16 protein-coding genes and 1 tRNA gene are annotated in these 18,574 nt (G+C 40.3%); 6 read left to right on the top strand and 11 right to left on the bottom strand.

The window, feature by feature from the left end; all coding sequences use genetic code 11:
• Positions 1–179 precede the first annotated feature (179 nt).
• Complete coding sequence (locus H6G76_RS26905; protein WP_190707992.1) at positions 180–2,654, top strand: dynamin-like GTPase family protein; 2,475 nt, start codon at positions 180–182, stop codon at positions 2,652–2,654.
• Positions 2,655–2,894: 240 nt separating this feature from the next.
• Entirely contained in the window at positions 2,895–3,728 is an 834-nt protein-coding gene (locus tag H6G76_RS26900) for a metallophosphoesterase (protein WP_190707989.1), read from the top strand.
• Positions 3,729–4,320: 592 nt separating this feature from the next.
• Here H6G76_RS26900 and H6G76_RS26895 read toward each other — a convergent pair.
• The gene (locus H6G76_RS26895; protein WP_190707986.1) at positions 4,321–5,025 is read right to left on the bottom strand and encodes a hypothetical protein; all 705 of its coding nucleotides are present in this window, start codon (positions 5,023–5,025) and stop codon (positions 4,321–4,323) included.
• A gap of 333 nt (positions 5,026–5,358) precedes the next feature.
• Here H6G76_RS26895 and H6G76_RS26890 point away from each other — a divergent pair, with 333 nt between their 5' ends.
• The 3 genes from H6G76_RS26890 to H6G76_RS26880 all read left to right on the top strand — a co-directional run bounded on the left by H6G76_RS26890 (position 5,359) and on the right by H6G76_RS26880 (position 7,379).
• Complete coding sequence (locus H6G76_RS26890) at positions 5,359–6,444, top strand: tocopherol cyclase family protein (RefSeq protein WP_190707983.1); 1,086 nt, start codon at positions 5,359–5,361, stop codon at positions 6,442–6,444.
• A gap of 32 nt (positions 6,445–6,476) precedes the next feature.
• Positions 6,477–6,550 (top strand) — tRNA-Arg (locus H6G76_RS26885).
• A gap of 274 nt (positions 6,551–6,824) precedes the next feature.
• The gene (locus H6G76_RS26880; protein ID WP_190707980.1) at positions 6,825–7,379 is read left to right on the top strand and encodes a YdcF family protein; all 555 of its coding nucleotides are present in this window, start codon (positions 6,825–6,827) and stop codon (positions 7,377–7,379) included.
• 53 nt (positions 7,380–7,432) lie between these two features.
• On the opposite strand, the gene H6G76_RS26875 is transcribed toward H6G76_RS26880, so the two are convergent.
• The 7 genes from H6G76_RS26875 to H6G76_RS26845 all read right to left on the bottom strand — a co-directional run bounded on the left by H6G76_RS26875 (position 7,433) and on the right by H6G76_RS26845 (position 14,522).
• Complete coding sequence (locus H6G76_RS26875) at positions 7,433–7,726, bottom strand: DUF2288 domain-containing protein (RefSeq protein ID WP_190707977.1); 294 nt, start codon at positions 7,724–7,726, stop codon at positions 7,433–7,435.
• Positions 7,727–7,811: 85 nt separating this feature from the next.
• Positions 7,812–8,849, bottom strand: coding sequence for an AI-2E family transporter (locus tag H6G76_RS26870; protein ID WP_190707974.1), 1,038 nt, complete (start codon positions 8,847–8,849; stop codon positions 7,812–7,814).
• A gap of 99 nt (positions 8,850–8,948) precedes the next feature.
• Complete coding sequence (locus H6G76_RS26865) at positions 8,949–9,587, bottom strand: 1-acyl-sn-glycerol-3-phosphate acyltransferase (RefSeq protein ID WP_190707971.1); 639 nt, start codon at positions 9,585–9,587, stop codon at positions 8,949–8,951.
• A gap of 123 nt (positions 9,588–9,710) precedes the next feature.
• Complete coding sequence (fabD, locus tag H6G76_RS26860) at positions 9,711–10,592, bottom strand: ACP S-malonyltransferase (protein ID WP_190707968.1); 882 nt, start codon at positions 10,590–10,592, stop codon at positions 9,711–9,713.
• 86 nt (positions 10,593–10,678) lie between these two features.
• A complete protein-coding gene (locus H6G76_RS26855) occupies positions 10,679–11,671 on the bottom strand; it encodes a beta-ketoacyl-ACP synthase 3 (protein ID WP_190707965.1) in 993 nt (330 codons plus the stop codon).
• A gap of 88 nt (positions 11,672–11,759) precedes the next feature.
• Positions 11,760–12,785: a phosphate acyltransferase PlsX gene (plsX, locus tag H6G76_RS26850; protein WP_190707962.1), complete on the bottom strand. Its 1,026-nt coding sequence runs from the start codon at positions 12,783–12,785 to the stop codon at positions 11,760–11,762.
• Between the two features lie 252 nt (positions 12,786–13,037).
• Positions 13,038–14,522: a leucyl aminopeptidase gene (locus H6G76_RS26845; protein WP_190707959.1), complete on the bottom strand. Its 1,485-nt coding sequence runs from the start codon at positions 14,520–14,522 to the stop codon at positions 13,038–13,040.
• Positions 14,523–14,699: 177 nt separating this feature from the next.
• On the opposite strand from H6G76_RS26845, the gene H6G76_RS26840 reads away from it, so the two are divergent.
• Positions 14,700–15,404 carry a Uma2 family endonuclease gene (locus tag H6G76_RS26840; RefSeq protein WP_190707956.1) on the top strand — a complete coding sequence of 235 codons (705 nt, stop codon included), beginning with the start codon at positions 14,700–14,702 and terminating at the stop codon, positions 15,402–15,404.
• A 17-nt stretch (positions 15,405–15,421) separates the two neighbouring features.
• Here the strand turns inward: H6G76_RS26840 and H6G76_RS26835 are convergent, their stop codons facing one another.
• The 3 genes from H6G76_RS26835 to H6G76_RS26825 all read right to left on the bottom strand — a co-directional run bounded on the left by H6G76_RS26835 (position 15,422) and on the right by H6G76_RS26825 (position 18,567).
• Entirely contained in the window at positions 15,422–16,573 is a 1,152-nt protein-coding gene (locus H6G76_RS26835) for a hypothetical protein (protein WP_190707954.1), read from the bottom strand.
• A gap of 127 nt (positions 16,574–16,700) precedes the next feature.
• Positions 16,701–17,528 carry an alpha/beta fold hydrolase gene (locus H6G76_RS26830; protein WP_190707951.1) on the bottom strand — a complete coding sequence of 276 codons (828 nt, stop codon included), beginning with the start codon at positions 17,526–17,528 and terminating at the stop codon, positions 16,701–16,703.
• Positions 17,529–17,841: 313 nt separating this feature from the next.
• Complete coding sequence (locus tag H6G76_RS26825) at positions 17,842–18,567, bottom strand: 1-acyl-sn-glycerol-3-phosphate acyltransferase (protein WP_190707947.1); 726 nt, start codon at positions 18,565–18,567, stop codon at positions 17,842–17,844.
• Positions 18,568–18,574: the final 7 nt, after the last annotated feature.

The raw sequence follows: 18,574 nt of genomic DNA, 5'->3' as shown, positions 1-18,574 counted from the left end.
ATTTTTTTATTTACACGACCAGAGAACAGATTAGTCTTATCTTATTGACGAATAATAAAGTAATTAAATTCTCATATAGATATTTATCAGTTTAAATATTGAATTGTCAGAATAATTACTGAGGTTGTATTGATTCGATATTTATTAAAATATACTTAAAACTACTAAGTATATTTTATATGGGAAATCTACCTGCTCAATGTACAAATCTAAAAGAGCAAGTTGAATTAATATTACAACTTTTACAGCAAGAACCTACTTTACGTTCTCAAGATATTACACCTGCTCAAACTTCTTTGGGTAAGGCAATTTCTCCGAAATTTGAAATTGTGTTTGCTGGTGCGTTTAGTGCTGGTAAATCTATGCTAATTAATGCATTACTAGAGCAAGAATTACTTTATAGTGCCGAAGGACACGCTACAGGTACAGAATGCAAAATTGAGTATGCTGAACTAGGGAAAGAACGAGTTGTTTTGACATTTCTCAGTGAAGCTGAAATTCGTGAACAAGCAAGTTATTTATGTCAACAGTTGGGATTTAAAACAACAGCTAATATTAATCAAAGTGAAGTAATTAGCTTATTGCATCAAGGCTGTGATGCAATTGTTCAACAAGAGGGTGGTGAAAGCAAATCAGAACGTGCGAAGCAAGCAAAGGCACTAATATTGTTACTACAAGGATATGAAGCAAACCGCGACCATATCCACACAGTTGATAATGCTATATATTCAATGGAGAAGTTTAATTTTACTAATCTTAAAGAAGCGGCTAGTTATGCAAGACGTGGTAGTAATAGCGCAGTTTTAAAACGAATTGAATATTATTGTAATCATCCCCTTTTAGAAGATGGAAATGTCATTATTGATACGCCAGGAATTGATGCACCAGTAGAAAAAGATGCCGAATTAACCTACGCTAAAATTCAACATCCTGATACATCAGCAGTTGTGTGTGTACTGAAACCTGCATCTGCTGGGGATATGACAAAAGAAGAAACTGCGCTTTTAGAAACAATGCGGGGAAATGGCGGAATCCGCGATCGCGTCTTTTATGTCTTTAACCGCATCGACGAAACTTGGTACAATACCCAACTAAGGCAGCGACTTGATGATTTAATCAGTAGCCAGTTTCGGGATACTAGCAGAGTTTACAAAACTAGCGGTTTACTCGGATTTTATGGGAGTCTAATTAAGCAGACCAATTTACACAATAGATTTGGTTTAGATTCTATATTTGCCGAAAGTGTTAAAAGTTTAAATGGTAAAGAAGAAACACCACAGTTTGTCTATGCATTCAATAACTATTGTGTAACTTCTGGGAAACTTTCACCTACTAATTTTCGGATTTCTCTAAATGGGTATGAAAGTCCCAATGAAAACTACATAAGAATTTTAAGCGAACAAGGAATACCTTTAATTAATCAGTTGATTTTAGATAGTGGTATTGAGGAATTCCGTACAGCAATTACTCGCTATCTAACTGAAGAAAAGCATCCGATGCTTTTTCAAAATCTCGCTGATGATTTAGAAGATATTTGTATCAAGTTAAAAAAATCTTATCAGTCAACTTATCGAGAGTTAGATAGCCAGCCAAGGGAAATCGAAGCTATGAAGTCGCAGGAATTACAGCGACTTAATCAGCAACTACAGCAAATTGGAAAAGACTTTAACCAACATATTACACAAGAAGTCAACCAAATTATTAACAGTGCTTGTGATGCTTTTGAAACTGACTTCCGACAATTGCAATCACGCATGATTCGGCGTTTAGATGAATTGCTAGATACATTTTCTGTTGCTGATGCTTATCGACGTGCAACTCTCAGCCATCCACGCAATGCTACAGCACCATTAATTGCAATTTTAGTAGAGGCTTTTTACTATTTATCTAATCAGTTAGAAGATATTTTAGTAAATTCCTCAGAACAAGTAGTTACGAATTTGTTCCAATATTTAATGGAGAAAATTCGTAAATCTGAATATTATCGCCAGTTGTATCGCTTATTAGGTAATGATAGTGGGATTGAACAAGAGTTAAAACTTGTAGAAAAACAAGTATCGTTAGCTTTAGTAAATGCAGCACGGGTAGAATGCGATCGCTTCGTTAGAGAAAGTCCCAGATTTTATGATGAAGGCACTTTTTCTATCTATCAATTTCGTCAAACTTTGCTGCAAACTTCTCAAAGTTATGACTGCGAAAGCATGGTAGAAGCTGAACCAGCAATTAGGCAATTATTAAAGTTAGATTTTGAAGCCAAAGTTTCCAATACTATTCGTAAATCCTTCCGTCAAACTATTAACCAAATTCTTAAAACACAGTTGCTACCAATGGCGGAAGAACAAGCTGATGAAATTTTACAGCAGTATCCACAGGCGCGAGTTTATTTAGAACAGACTTTGCAACAAGAAGCCGAGGAGAAAATTTTGAATAATCGCCGCTTGCTTAGTGCTGTTGAAGAAAAGATTCATGCTTATAATTCAGCCGTTACTAATATCAATAGTTGTTTGCAAGCTATGCAATTATATGACCGATTATTGCCTGTAATTAGTAATGAAGAATTTTTAAACTTCTCTAGTGAGCCAGAAGTGGCTGGTAATATTCCGGCTGCTAACGGTATTTTGATTTCGGATAGTTTATCAGACGAATTAGCATAGGTATAACTAATAATTCAACACAGAACTAATTATTTTACAAAGGTTCAATCTTATAACCCGCAGTCCTACAATCTTTAAATATTGCCCAGAGGCGGAGCATCTCCGGCTCCACTCAATGCTACAAGTAATATTTATAACCGTATAAACTAAAACAATTTTAATTAATTTTTTACACTTTTTTAATATAGATTTTTATATCTGATAAGCTGTAAACGCTGATTTATGAGTTTATGTTGTACTATGCATTGGTTGTTTACAGGACGTTTAAGTGTAGATGAATTAAAGGTTAAAATTGCCGAACTGCCACTATCTTTAGAAGGTACAAGATTAATTCAGTTATCAGACTTTCATTACGATGGTTTGCGGCTATCAGAAGAATTGCTACAAGAGGTGATCGCAGTGACAAATGAACTAGAACCTGATTTAATTGTTTTAACAGGTGACTACATAACCGATGATCCTACGCCAATTCATCAACTTGTCCTGCGACTCAAACATTTACAAAGTCGGTGTGGTATTTATGCTGTACTTGGTAATCACGATATACACTACAGTCACTCTAAAGCAGAAGTTACAAATGCTTTTTCTAGTATCGGTGTAAATGTTCTGTGGAATGAAATAGCATATCCACTAGGTAAAGAGTTGCCAATAGTAGGATTAGCTGATTATTGGTCGTGGGAATTTAATCCTACACCAGTGATGAACCAAGTAGACCCTTTGACACCCCGCATTGTTTTATCTCATAACCCAGATACTGCCAAAATTTTAGAACAGTGGCGAGTAGATTTGCAGTTATCTGGTCATACTCACGGTGGTCATATTGTCATTCCAGGGATTGGGCCTCTTGTTGTTTATTATAAAAAATTACTCAAGCAAGTACCGAAAAAACTACGGCGTTGGGTGCCATTTTTATTTGGAGACTGCTCAAAAGTAGTACGCTATTGGGAATGGTCGCAAGGATTACATCAAGTATCTAATAATCAGTTATATGTCAATCGTGGCTTAGGTACTTATCGACCAGGACGCTTTTTTTGTCCGCCTGAAGTAACTGTAATTACTTTAGTTAGTCAATAGTCATTTGTGATTAATTCTTCTCTTCCCTGTGTCTACTTTTAACTCAATATCAAAACTTTAAACCGCCAAAAGTTACGACAGATAAACATCAGTAACTTATTGGCGGCTTATTAACAATGCAATGGTTTGAGAAAATTGAAAAAACAGAAGAAATAACTCAAATAATGTGGACAAATTCTGCAATCGTTGTACTCAGACTTCAGCATCCTTGATTCTAATAGGCAGGCATTTCTGGCTGTACGTTCAAAACCTCCAAAAAAATCAATAGACTTAAGGCGAAAACATTTACATTAGGATGCAATAGTTGAGTGGCGATCGCAATGAACTTAGAGCAGGAGGTACAGGCTCTAACTTCAAGTTGTTAACTTCACTTAACCTTTCTGTACCTTGCTCTTAATCTAGCACGCTATATTTTTGATGGGTAGAGCTATTTACTAAAGTTGAACACCATTAATGTCTCGCAATATTCAGGAAAATTACCTTAAGAATGGTTAAACTAATTGGTCACATTTATATTAAGTTTTCTTAAGTATGACAATAACAGTCAAAGTAGAGACGTTGCATTGCAACGTCTCTACACATTTAGGAATTTTTATCGAGGGTTACTCTTATCTGTATGCCCATCATCAGTGGTAGAAGAATCTCTATTGGATGTACTTTTAGACTCTTCTGAGCTTTGAGGTACAGAAGTTTCAGAAGTATTACTTCTACTACCAGCAGCAGGCGTATCGGTAGAACTCTTACTTGGAGAAGTGGTTTGAGTTTCTGAAGTTGCAGGCTGCTGAGGCGGAACAGTAACGTTAATCTCTGGTGAGGAAGGAGAAACAGTTACAGACGGAGCTTGCTGCTGGGGTTGGGGAATGACAACAGGTACTTCTCTAGTTTTTTCAATAATTGTGGTTTGTTGCGGTTGTGGGGTAAAGCTAGGAGTCGAAACGTCATTACTAGGTGAAGGAGCCACTACTGGTTGAGTCTGTTCGATTACGGTTTCTTTGGGTTGATTAAAATACCAAAATGCACCAACAATTAAACCAGCAATAGAAGTGAGCAGAATTCCCAATAGTAAACCACGAGATGCATTGTCATCATCACGCGCAGCTAAATTAGCTTGTTGGTAGTTACGCTCAATTTCTCGACCATTTACGTAACCATTTCTATAGGAGTTCACATTGTTGGGATTATTGTTGACTGTCTCACTGGTACGTGTCAGGTTAGTGTGAGTGTTACCGTAACTATCGGTGTACGTTTGTTGTCTCGTTTCGCTGTTATGACTTTCGCGATCGCCTGAATTTGTCATATTATTAATTACACTCCTATTAACTGTATTGTTAAAGCTAAACCCTTGCTACAAAAGAAATTGCAATACAAATATGCAAAGAACTCAAGTTTTTTGGGTTCTTTTTTTTACTTAGCTTTTAATGATATTTAGCATACTCTCTGTAATTGCTCAGATGGTTCTATCTAGAGTTGGGAGTTTATCATCTGCCAAAAGAAAGAGTATATGGTAGATATATGCAGTTATTTGCTAATTATTAGATAGATATTTTAGTTGAAGCTGAAAAATGCTCAAACTTGCTTACAGGCGATCGCGCATACTAAAAAATAGTCAATTAGCAAACATATTAAATTGATGTTCTCCTGGCCTGTAAATTCTCAAACACCACATAGCGGCTACCATTGGGATGGTAGTAGTCGTAGTTTTTTTGAAGGCTGGTATTACCGTGTAACTTTGCCAGATTGCGGGCAAACCTTTGCCTTCATGTACTCTATTGAAGATCCCATTGGAGGTAAACCTTATAGTGGCGGTGCAGCCCAAGTCCTCGGCCCTGATGATGAGTACTTATGCCGAACTTTTCCAGATGTGGAAAAATTTTGGGCTAGTCGTGATGTATTAGCTTTAGGGCATTGGGGTAAAACCAACCTCAACACACAACCTCTTTATCTCTTACCAGGAGAATTTGAACAACATATTCAAGAAGGTTATCAAGCCACAGCTACCCTAAATCAGGGCATAATTCGTGATCCTGCCACTGGTTTTTATTGCCGTTGGTTGTATGAAATTCAGCCGATATATGGTTGGGGTAATCAAAATAGCCTTCAGCAATCAACTGCTGGCTGGTTGTCATTTTTACAGATTTTTGAACCAGGATGGCAAATTTTGATGGCTCATGGCTTGGCTAGCGGCTGGATAGACTGGAATGGCAAAATCTATGAATTCACCAACGCGCCAGCCTACGGAGAAAAAAATTGGGGTGGTGCTTTTCCGCAAAAATGGTTTTGGCTAAACTGTAATTGCTTTGATAACGAACCTGACTTGGCATTAACTGCTGGTGGTGGTAGACGAGGTGTATTGTGGTGGATGGAATCTGTTGCCATGATTGGAGTACATTATCAAGGCAAATTTTATGAATTTGTCCCTTGGAATTCGCAAGTAGATTGGCAGATTCAGCCTTGGGGTGGATGGCAAATGCAAGCCAAAAACTTAAACTACGAGGTTGAATTAACAGGAACCACGCATCTACCAGGTACACCCCTCCGTGCGCCGACTACAAATGGTTTAATGTTTTGTTGTCGGGATACCATGCAAGGGACACTGAATTTGGAATTGCGACAAGTAAATGACAGACAATCTAAAATTATCTTAAAATCGCAAAGTTCTTTGTGTGGTTTAGAAATAGGCGGCGGTTCTTGGGATAACTATTGGCACTCTAGCTAAAACTACTGCTATTATATTTATGCCTCGTAGTTGGGGCTGTAGCTCAGTTGGATAGAGCGAGCGCCTCCTAAGCGCTAGGTCGTGCGTTCGAGACGCACCAGTCCCGTCGTTATATAAAAATTCAAACAAACTTAGTCGATAGTCTTGTGGAATCTTGCGAAGTTATCTGAAGCTAATTCCTAAATTCTTGCCTATAAGGTTTATGCAAAATGTAGCCTATATCAACAGAAAAATTTCTCAGCTAGGATAAGGTGGATTTGGCAAAAATCTGCTAACCTAACATATGTTTTTAACTTATTTAGAGAATATTGCGTCTAAGTATACAAAATCATAGAGCCTTGAAGAATAATTTCTTGTTTACAGGTAAATCTTTTAGATTTATGGTTCTTGCCTTACCTTTATTAATGTGGTTTGGTTATAAAGAAGCCCAAAAACAAAACACACAACCTCAAGCGGTATTAGTATTGGGTGGTTCAACCAAAAAATTAGAAAGAGAAAAATTTACAGCAGAGTTTGTGCGTAAGTATCCAAACTTGCCAATTTGGATTACTGGTGGTAGTCCACCTAGCTCAACTCGCAAGGTGTTTGCCAAAGCAGGTGTTAATCCTAAGCGTTTACATTTAGACTATGAAGCGGTAGATACAGTTACCAATTTTACCAGTTTAGTAGACGATTTGAAAGCTCGCGGTATTAAGAGAGTTTATTTGATTACTTCAGATTTCCATATGCGTCGTGCTTGTGTTATCGGTGAGATAGTCTTAGGTAGCCGAGGAATTGACTTCCAAGCAGTAGCAGTTCCGTCAGAAAAACCACCTGAACCTTTAGAAAAATCCATCCGTGATGGAGCGAGAGCTTTAATATGGGTAGCTACTGGTTATACAGGGGCTGATGACGGAAAAAAAGCAGGTAAATCAAGAATTGAGAGTATGAGGTAACAAGTAAAAAGGCAAAAGAACACAATCTTTTACTTTTTTACTCTATTACCTGCTTATGCAGCAATTTCTTGGACTAGAACATAGGGTTGTATGATCAAGGTGTTAAATCGTTTTTGACGATCGCCATTCCATTCTCCCACTTGATCTACTGAAGGTTTGGTAATTAATTGCTCATCAATCCACTGCTGTACGGACTGAGTGTTATCATTAGCGATCGCTTCTCCTACATCTAACAAGTTTAGCCCCTGCGCTACCAAAATTACCGCATCGCGTTGTACATGAGGAATTAACCACTCCCATTCTGCTTCATCCAAACTTTCTGTTAATTCTGCTCTTAAATCTGACATAATTCCAAGTTTTTCTGCGTATACATTTGATTTTACATTAGAGGTTAGTGGCTGGAGGCTAGAGGCTAAAGAAGAAATAAAATGGCTAAACTTCTGCCTTCATCTCATCAATTTCAAATAAAGATACGATTACTCCTGTAATCGGAATAGAGATAAAAACGCCTAATAAACCAGCTACTCTAGCACCTACTAACAACGCAAAAAATACTACAACAGGATTGAGATTCAGCGCACCTTGCATAATCCGAGGTGCAATCAAATTGTCTTGAATTTGCTGAAGAACAATACAAGCTATTAATACTTTTAATCCTAACCAAACATTTTGAGATAACACTATTAACGTAATTATCCCAACTCCTAAAGTTGCTCCTATCCCAGGAATAATATCTAGCAAACCAACTATTATAGATAACAATAAAGCAAAAGGTACTTGTAACACTACAAATACAACAAAAGTAGTTGCTGTTAAAAATAAACTTAATAATAGCTGACCTCGAAAGAAACCTAAAAAGCTACGCCTAATAATATTGGTAAATCTAATCCGACGTTGTTTAGGTACTATTTTTAAAATAAAATTCCAAAGTTTTTCGCCGTCCAACAGCATAAAAAATGCCACAACAGCAATCAAAATAAAAGTTACGAAATTGGTCAATAACTGTTGCAAAAAGGCTAAACTAGTTACTAAACCTGATATGGCTTGATTACGCAACTGCTCTTCAATGACAGTTAAGTCTATTTGCAGATTTCGGTTACGGAGAAATTCTTCTACTCTTTCTAAAAAGGGCGCCAGGGAACTTAAAAATCCAGAAATACTATTTATTAATTGCTGTCCTTGGGATAAAACGGCTATACCAACCGTGATCATCAATCCTCCCAGAATTACAATACTGAGTAAGAAGACGACAATCACAGCTACGCTATGAGGTAAAAACTGCCGTAGCCAATATACTGGATAGCTGAGTAAGAAAGCTAAAATTGCAGCGAATGTAAAAATAACAATGACTGCTTCAAAGTAGGATAACAGTTGCACAAAAGCCCAGCCAGCAGCCACTAACAGCAAAAAGCGGACTAACGCCGAATTATTCAACCGATTCCAAAAATTCTTGGCATCCAAGCCGCTCATATGATGTTTAAAAAATAGCTAGTTTAGCGATCGCTAGTAGACATTAGCAACATATAAAAATACAGTAGCGATCGCTACTACCTAAAAGCATATTTCTCATCAACGTCCTAAATCATGCATTTCGTTAATTACCCTGGCACATTTTTGGGTGACAGTGTCTAATTCATCTTTATTAGTAGAACTAGGCGGGGCGATGACATTGCCAATTCTGATCGTGAGGGGAACAGCACGCGGTATCGACGAGCCTTTTTCTAAAATCCCTTCGGTTCCCCACAAACTTACAGGTAAAATAGGTGCTTGAGCCTTTGCTGCTAAGAGTGCTGCACCTTTTTTTGGGTCATTGATTTTACCATCAGGGGTGCGAGTACCTTGTAAAAAAACTCCCACAGCCCAACCATTTTCTAAGCATTCTAAAGCGGCACGAATTGCATTGCGATCGGCACTACCTCGACTCACGGGGTAAGCACCATACAATTTAATGGCTTGTGCCAAAACAGGAATTTCAAACAACTCTTGTTTAGCCATATACGCTACCGGACGACGCACACAATTAGAAACAATTGGCGGGTCAAAGTAACTAGCATGATTGCTGACAACCACCAAAGGATCTGATGGCGGCACATTTTCAACCCCATAAATCTTGCCCCGAAAGTAAGCATGAAGCATGGGGCTGACAACCGACCATTTAAAGGCGTGGTAAAGTGCCAGACTGATAAACGGTTCACGACTACGAGACATAAGAAATTGGGGAGTGGTGAGTGGTGAGTGGTGAGTAGTGAATGGGAAGCGGTGAATGGGGAGTAGACAATAACTAATAATTTCTCTATTCCCTACTCCCTACTCCCTACTCCCTATTCCCTATTATTCCGGTAATTCGCCGGCATTACGGACGTTCTTTAAGATTAAATCAGTAGTGGTACGTTTAATTAAACCAGTTAAAACATTGCCAGGGCCGATTTCTACTACTTGTTCAATGCCGTTAGCTGGTAATTGCAGAGAAATTTCGCGCCAACGTACTGAACCCGTCATTTGTTGAGTTAGACGCTGTTTTAAAATTTCTGCGTCAGTTGCGGGTACAGGTTCAACATTAGACATCACAGGTACAGTTGCAGACTGAAATTCTACAGTTTCCAGAACCTCTTGGAATTCAACCGCCGCAGTTGCCATTAAATGTGAGTGAAACGCCCCTGAAACTTTTAAGGGAGTAGCACGCTTGGCTTTAACTTGCGACATCACCGCTTGTACAGCATCAGGAGTACCTGAGATTACCACCTGTCCCGGACTGTTATCATTTGCCAAAACTACATCTGGCGTTTCGGCGATCGCTTTTTCTAATTGTTCTTTGTCAAAGTTCATTAAAGCCGCCATCATCCCACCTGCGGCACTATCCATAAGTTCAGCACGACGTTTAACTGAACGCAAACCTGCTGACCACTCAAAAACACCAGCAACGTAAAGGGCAATATATTCACCTAAACTATGGCCAGCGACCAAATCTGGTTGATGTCCCCGTTCTCGCATTAAGTCAGCCAGAATACTTTCCACTACGTAAAGACAGGGCTGAGTATAAAGTGTCTGTCCTAACTTTTCTTCTTGGTTTTGGCAGATATCAGTCACAGACCATCCTAAGATTGTCTCAGCCTGAGTAAATTTTTCTTTAGCACCTGGTAAATCTAATAAGTCTGTTCCCATTCCCAGTGCTTGGGAACCTTGTCCGGGAAACACCCATGCGGTTTTAGTCATTGTCAATAGTCAATAGTCATTGGTCATTGGTCATTGGTCATTAGTCATTTGTCCTTGGTAAATAACTAATGACAAAGGACAACTTATTAACGTCCCCATTGAAAAATTGCGGCACCCCAGGTGAGGCCTGCACCAAAACCAGATGCAGCAATGATGTCATTGGGTTTAATTTTGCCTTGTTGTACTGCTTCATCTAAGGCTAGGGGAATAGAAGCAGCAGAGGTATTGCCATAATTGGCAAGATTGCTAATAACTTTCTGTTCAGGAATTTCTAGACGTTGAGCGACAGCATCCAGAATGCGCTGATTTGCTTGATGCAAGACTAGCCAATCTATTTGGTTAATAGTGAGGTTAGCTTCAAATAGAGCTTTATCAATAATTTCTGGCACTTTCTGCACAGCAAAGCGGTAAACTTCTTTACCGTTCATGGTGATAGGTTGGTAAGTGCCTTGAGAAACGTTGATGCCTGGGAGTATTTCTTGAGAAGCGGCTGCATAGCTAAGGTTGAGCTGATGATTGAGAGTACCGTCACTTTTAAGTGCAAATCCTAACAAGCGATCGCTTTCGGCACCTTGTAAGACGACGGCTCCCGCCCCATCACCAAACAATATACAAGTTCTTCGGTCTTGCCAATCGACCCAACGAGAGAGGATGTCTGCACCTATTAAAAGTACATTCTGATATACACCTGTTCTGATATATTGAGCAGCTGTTACCAGCCCAAACACAAAGCCAGAACAAGCGGCGGTTAAGTCAAATGCTACTGCTTTCGTCGCTCCCAATTCAGCTTGCACTTTACAAGCAGTGCCAAACAAATCATCAGGGGTAGATGTTGCCAACAAAATCAGATCCAGGTCAGTTGCTTGAATCCCAGCAGATGCGATCGCTTTCCTACCAGCCTCTGCTGCCAACGAACTCAAAGAACCTGATGGTAGTGATACTCGTCGTTGACGAATCCCCGTTCTTGTGGTAATCCATTCATCTGATGTTTCAACCAGTGCTGTTAGTGCCTGGTTGTCGAGGGAAGTTTCGGGAACTGCCGAGCCACTTCCTGTAAATGCGATGCCTAACTTTTGCACTCCTGCTCTCCCAAGCTCTCAGCATTTTTATCATTTGCCCTTCTGTCTTTTAACCAAGGACAAATGACTAATGACAAATGACCCATTACTAACCACTATCACGCTGTAGAATTTCGTACTGAGACTGAAGTCTTTGCAGTACTTGATTATCTACTGCTTCTTTTGCCATACGTATGGCACTAAAAATTGAAGGTGCTTGTGAACTGCCGTGGCCGATAAAACAAACTCCAGCCACACCTAACAGTAAAGCACCTCCATGCTCCGCATGATCCATACGCTGCTTAATTCGCTTGAGATTTGGTTTTAAAAGTGCTGTACCAATTTGACCATGCAATCCTTGGGGCAGTTCTTCGCGTAAGATTTGCAGAATTACTCCTCCTAGAGATTCGGCAAACTTCAATAACACATTACCCACAAACCCATCACACACAATCACATCAAATTGGCCGGAAAGCACATCACGCCCTTCGGCATTACCAACAAAATTTATATTAGAGTTTTCCCTTAATAATTGATGGGCGCGGAGTACTTGCTCATTACCCTTGGTATCTTCTTCGCCAATATTTAATAAACCTACTTTGGGTGTATCTGTCCCTAAAACATATTGGCTATAAATCGAACCCATGACTGCAAACTGCTCTAAAAACTTAGGACGGCAGTCTACATTTGCACCCACATCAAGTATCAATACTGGCTTGCCAGCCATAATTGTGGGGAAAACTGTACCAATTGCTGGGCGATCTATTCCTGGCAATCGTCCTAAGCGCAGCAGTGCTGCTGCCATAGCTGCCCCAGAGTGTCCAGCAGAAAAAACAGCATCCGCCTGCTGATTTTTTACCAAATCCATCGCCACATTAATAGAAGCCTTGCGTTTGCGTCTCACCGCATTCAAAGGCTCCTCATCCATAGCGATCGCTTCTTCAGCAGGAACTATCTCCACCCGCTCCAAAGTAGTTTTTGGCGGCATGACAGCTTGAATTTGTTGGGGATCACCCACTAACAAGACTTTCACACCCAATTCTTCACTGGCGCGTAATGCACCAGCAACGATTTCTTTGGGTGCGTGATCCCCCCCCATCGCGTCAATTGCTATCCGTGCGCAAGTCGATCCCATTGCTCAGAGCTTCTAGAAACCTTACAAATTTTACCAGATGGCTTTGTTAAAAAACCTTCACTTTCCAACTGCCAAATTACTATTGTGACTATTACAACCTGTTTTGGCGGCAAGCCCAAGATAACACGAATGTGGGGGGAATAGGGAATGAGGAATTGGGAGTTGATATCGGGGTGTAAGGGTGTAAAGGGTATGAGGCGAGGAATTCTCTTACACCCCACACCCTAAACTTTTACACTCCTATATCCATAGTTAACCAACTTGATCGAGTACCCAATCAACTAACATCCGCACGCCGTAGCCAGTTGCGCCGGGGCCGTTGTAGCCATTTTCTTTGTCTGCCCAAACTGGGCCTGCAATATCTATGTGCGCCCAAGTGGTATCTTTAACGAACTGCTTGAGGAATAGGGCCGCAGTGATGGAACCACCAGGACGAGGCCCAGTGTTTTTCATATCCGCAATGCCAGATTTCAAGCCTTCAAAATATTTTTCTTCCATTGGCATTCGCCAAATTTTTTCGCCTGAGGTGGCAGAAGCTTTTTCTAACTGAGAAGCTAGTGCATCATCGGGAGTATATAAACCTGCAATATCTTCACCTAAAGCAATTACGTTAGCACCTGTGAGGGTAGCTAAATCAACGATCGCATCTAAGCCTAATTTGTCGGTGTAAACTAACGCATCGGCTAAGGTTAAACGTCCTTCGGCATCGGTGTTATTAACTTCAATGGTTTTGCCGTTAGATGCAGTGAGGATGTCGCCTGGGTGCATAGCACGACCGCTAATCATGTTTTCGGTTACTGCCGAGATGAAGTGAACTTCTGCATTAGGCTTGAGTTGACCGATCGCTTTTGCTGCACCCAAGGTAGCAGCAGCACCACCCATATCAATTTTCATAGTTTCGATGCCGCTACCTGCACCTTTAATATTGAGTCCACCAGAATCAAAGGTTAAACCTTTACCAATAATGGCTAGTTTCTTTGTGGCTGTGCCTTCTGGTTTGTAAGTGATGTGAATGAATTTGGGCGGTAAGTCAGAGGCTTGGGCAACTCCTAAAAAAGCACCCATACCCAACCTTTCACAATCTTCCTTTTCGAGGATTTGCAGTTGTAAACCGTGGTCGTTGGCGATCGCTTGGGCTGTCTCGGCCATTGTAATTGGCGTGACGCTGTTAGCTGGGGCTGCAACCAATTCTCTCGCCAAAATTACCCCGGATACAATTTGGTTAGCGCGGGTAATTGCGGCTTCTTGACCATCAAAACCTAGTAATTCAATGGTTTCGACTTTTGAGCCTTTATCATCTGGTTCTGATTTAAAGCGCACATCTTGGTATAACGCTAACTGTACACCTTCAGCGATCGCTTGGGCTGTTGCGGCTGGGTCGTTATTCCACAAGGGAAAGCTAAATCCTAGAGTTTTGCTTTTTTGCTTTTTGGCTACCTTAGCCACCGCCGCCGCCGCCCGACGCAGAGTATCTATTTTCAGTGCGTCTGGTTTTCCTAAGCCTACTAAAATTACTTTCTTAACTGAACCACCACCACTGACACGGGTGAAGACAGTGCTGTTGGGTTTGGCTGTAAATTCTTCTTCGGCAATAACTTCTTTTAAGATGCCAGCAAACTTGTCATTCAAAGTCGCCAGTTCACCGGTTAACTCTACCGCGTCTTCAAATAATCCAATTGCCAAACTGTCGCCTGCCCACTCTAGCAGAGGCTGATTACTGAGTTGAATTGCTGCCATGTTGGGATTTTGTTTAAAGATTCCTTCTTGTACCAGTATTGCTCAAAATTTTGAAGTCTGAAGTCTGAAGTCTGAATTAAAAAACCTTTTATAGTTCTGGCTTTCAACTTATGACAAAGGACAAATGACCAATGAATTTTATAATTGAAACATCTAAACCTTCTGCATGGCGTGACTATGACTCCAGCCTTATCTTCAACCCAACGGGCAGAAGTGTTCTATCCTAGTTCAGATGGTGAACCTGTGGCAGAAAGCTATGCCCATTTATGTGTATTACTGGCGACACTAGAAGTTCTGCGGCAGTATTTAGTAGGACAACAGGCAACAGTCCTAGCAAATCAATTTCTCTACTATGCCCAAGGATTTCCCCGGTTGCGAGTTGCCCCGGATGTGATGGTCATTTTTAATGTCGCGCCCGGTGGTCGAGATAATTACAAGGTGTGGGAGGAAGGCGAAGTTCCATCTGTGATTTTTGAGATGACTTCGGCAGGTACTAAAAATCACGATCAGGAATTTAAGAAGACTTTGTACGAGCAACTTGGTGTCCAAGAATACTGGCTATTTGACCCCAGAGGAGAATGGGTGCAGGGACAATTACAAGGTTATCGGTTGCGACATGATTCATATGAATTAATCACAGACAATCGCAGCGAACCGTTAGGGTTGCGACTGCAAGTGGAAGGGCAACTAATCGGTTTTTATCGGGAAGATACAGGAGAAAAGCTGCTAAATCCCACAGAACAAGCACAAGCACTACGAGAAGCACAACAACGGGCAGAGGCAGAAGCCCTAGCTCGACAACAAGCTGAACAGCAAGTAGAGCAATTAAAGCAACGTCTACGAGATTTAGGTATTGATCCTGAGCAAATCGAACAGGAATAGAGGTTAGGGATTAGAGACTAGAGGCTAGTTTTTGAATTAGCACTATTAACGATTGACTCAACTTCGGCAATGTCAATATCAAATTTCTGAGCGATCGCCCTAATAATTTCTTGCTCTACTGTGGTAGTTTGTTGGTCAAGTTGAGCGATTTTTTGACATTGAGCTAACAAAGGAATCGCAAAATCACGGTTGAGTTGATTGAGTAGTGTATCTAAAGGTTGCGGTGATTTGATATTGTTGGCGATCGCTGTCAGTGAGTTTGGGGTAAGGTTCAATGCTTGTAACTGGGGTACAATTTCTTCCCAGGTTTCTTCAGGATGGCTAGCGAGGATCATGTGAACTAAGACTTGATCCATGATTGCTTGTTGAGCGATCGCAGTTTCTAAGTAATTTTCACTCTGAACTTTTAGGGTTTTTAAAGTTTCTTTTGATGTCAAGGACGTAGATTCATCCAGTTTGGCTTCGTAAAATCGACAAGCCGCATACCCTAGAGAATAGCTTAAGGCAGCATTAGAACTACTAGCGATCGCTGCACCAGCAAACGGCACATTTCGCAGCAATGCCAGTCCGGCTGCTTTCAACAGCCGATTACCACCCAACCCCAAACCAAAAATTGTTAAAACTTCGCCTTTCCGCGCTGGATCTTTTAAATCAAGGTCATAGGCAGATGCAATTTGATACAACATTTCCGACTGTAATTTCAGTGTTGCGGCTAAATCAACGGCTAATAATGCTGCTGCTACCCCCGGTAAAATACTGCTGGCTAATCCAATTCCCCCAGTTTTCGTTGCTGTTTCTAGCATGATGCGGTGAGAAATTTGGCTAGGAGATTCCTGCGGATATTGTTGTTTGAGTTTTTTAACCGTGGCTACCGCTTTTTCTAAATCAACATTTTCGCTTGCACCAATCAGCCAATTGAGATTCAAAAATCCAGATAGCCTTCTGATCAGCCAATTTTGACTGATGTAGTTTACTACCTCACCAGTGGTTTGAGTAGCTTGACCAAATAAATTATGTGTGTGTTTGGCTGCTGCTACACCAACTTCTAAGGCTGTGTCTACAAAAGCTTTACCTGTGTTAGCAAAAGAATCTAACAGCGATGATTTATCTGCGGCGGATGTCTGAGGTGTAATTTCTACTTTTGGTTTTTGTTGGGATTGGTCTGACATTTTTGTGCCATCATTTTTAAAGTCTCTCTAGTCTGTTTGTAGCGAAACTGAGAGTGACTTGACCTCTCCCAATAAGTACAAGTTTTGAGTTGGAATATAGCGACTAAATATAAAAGTCAGCATTTGCTCAACCTGCTTTTTTGACTTGTAACTCGTAAACGCTGTTATCCCTAGTTTCTAAAAAGTTATTGTTTTTGAGAATTTCATAGAGATTAATATCTTTTTCTAGCAAACAGGCGTGGCCGCTATTTGGCAGTACCAAAACCTGAGCATCAGGTAAAATAGCAGCTATGCGCCTTACTTCGTCTACAGAAGGTAAAAGGCGATCGCCTGAACCAGCAATTAATAAAACTTGTTGAGTTAGGCGGCTTAACTCGTTGTTATCAACTTCAAAATCTCTCAATAAAGCCAAGCGCCAGTTAACTGTTGCTGATGGTACAGAACGCATGGTTTTTAGCAGTTCGTGGCGATCGCTTCTGGTGAGGCGGTCTAAAGATGCCAGAAATGGCAATAAACCCAAAGCACCGACATCATATAGGGATTCTGGCACTAGGTATGATAACTGGGATGCCCAATCTAAAAAAGGACGCAGGCGAAAAGCTGAGGCTGGATTAATGAGAATAATGCGTTTAAATAAATGTGATGCTTTGGTTGCTACTTTCATCGCCAAGCAACCGCCAAAGGATTCTCCACATAGATAAACTGACCTTTGGGAACTTTTTTCTAATTCTGTATGAATTAAGTTCAGGACATTTTTAGTTAATTCTTCCCATGTTGTCAAGTCTTGTCTGGGGATCGCCAAACAGCGAACATCAAAGCTGGCTTCTAATCCAGATGTTTGCGATCGCAACAATTGACCAGTGCCATCCATTCCCGGTAAATAAACAAATAATGGATACTCTGGTTGCACTCGCTTAGGAGTCAGAAAACACGGCTTTAACTCAACTTCTGGCATTGTACAATTTTCGTTTTCATAAGGGCTTTTATAGATTTACCTGCATCCTCTAATCATGTTTTAATGTAGGCGATCGTTAGCTGCTTTCAATTCAGTAGTACAGGCGAAAATCTGTTAAAATTATAACTCAACTAACAGAAACTACCTTAAAGATAAAATAAACTGCTAATAAATATAATTCAATCTTATCAAAAGACAATTACACACAAAAATTAGCAAGATATCTCAAAATTAGCTAAAAAACTATAACAGGATGAATGAGAAATTCCCCAAATATTGCCGTTACAAATTTTCGTTTCTGTTCCTTTATCCCTTAATAACAACCTTGTTGGAGTAAAGTAGCTATTTCGCTATGACAGTGTTCAGTTAGCTCAGTTACAACATTTTTTGCTTGTTTTCCATGATATTGACGTTGATGATAGTTTGTAATCCAATAAGGACGACCAATTAGCACAGCTACGCGTTGATATATTACTAATGGATGCCATCCATATTGATTAAATAAAGGTTCTGAAGGGTCAAATAAGCTTAATAGTTTTAGGGGAAAAGCTGTGGTGTTGACTTCTTCTAAAGAAGCGATCGCAACTGGTAAAATTGCTAAATCTGGTACACCAGAGCGCAAGGCTAAATGGGCAAATCCTCGCTGAAATTCCCCCACTACAGATGCTTGAGTTGATTGCACCATTGGTTCAGCACCTTCGGGAAAAACCCCTACCAGCTGTTTTGACTTTAATAGCATCTGTGATTGTGCAAAGAAGCTTTGCTGGCGGTTTTCGACCGCTTCTAAAGGAAAGCAACCTAATTGTCCTGTGACGATTTCTCGCAGAATTGGTACTTGTCCCATGTAGTGATGGCAAGCAAAACGAATCGGATTTGATAATGCTGCCATTAAAATCATCGCATCCATAAAGCTGCGATGATTGCTCACTATTAACAAACTTGCATCCCCAGGAATGCGATCCTCGTAATAGCGAAACATTCGTGTGGAAAAAGTTGCTAAGAGTAAGCGAGAAATGTCCAAAGGGCTATTTAGACTCATATCTAAA

Source organism: Nostoc sp. FACHB-152, assembly GCF_014697475.1.
GTDB lineage: Bacteria > Cyanobacteriota > Cyanobacteriia > Cyanobacteriales > Nostocaceae > Nostoc_B.
Note: the sequence above shows the minus strand (reverse complement) of the source record. Positions and strands in the feature narration are given on the sequence as shown.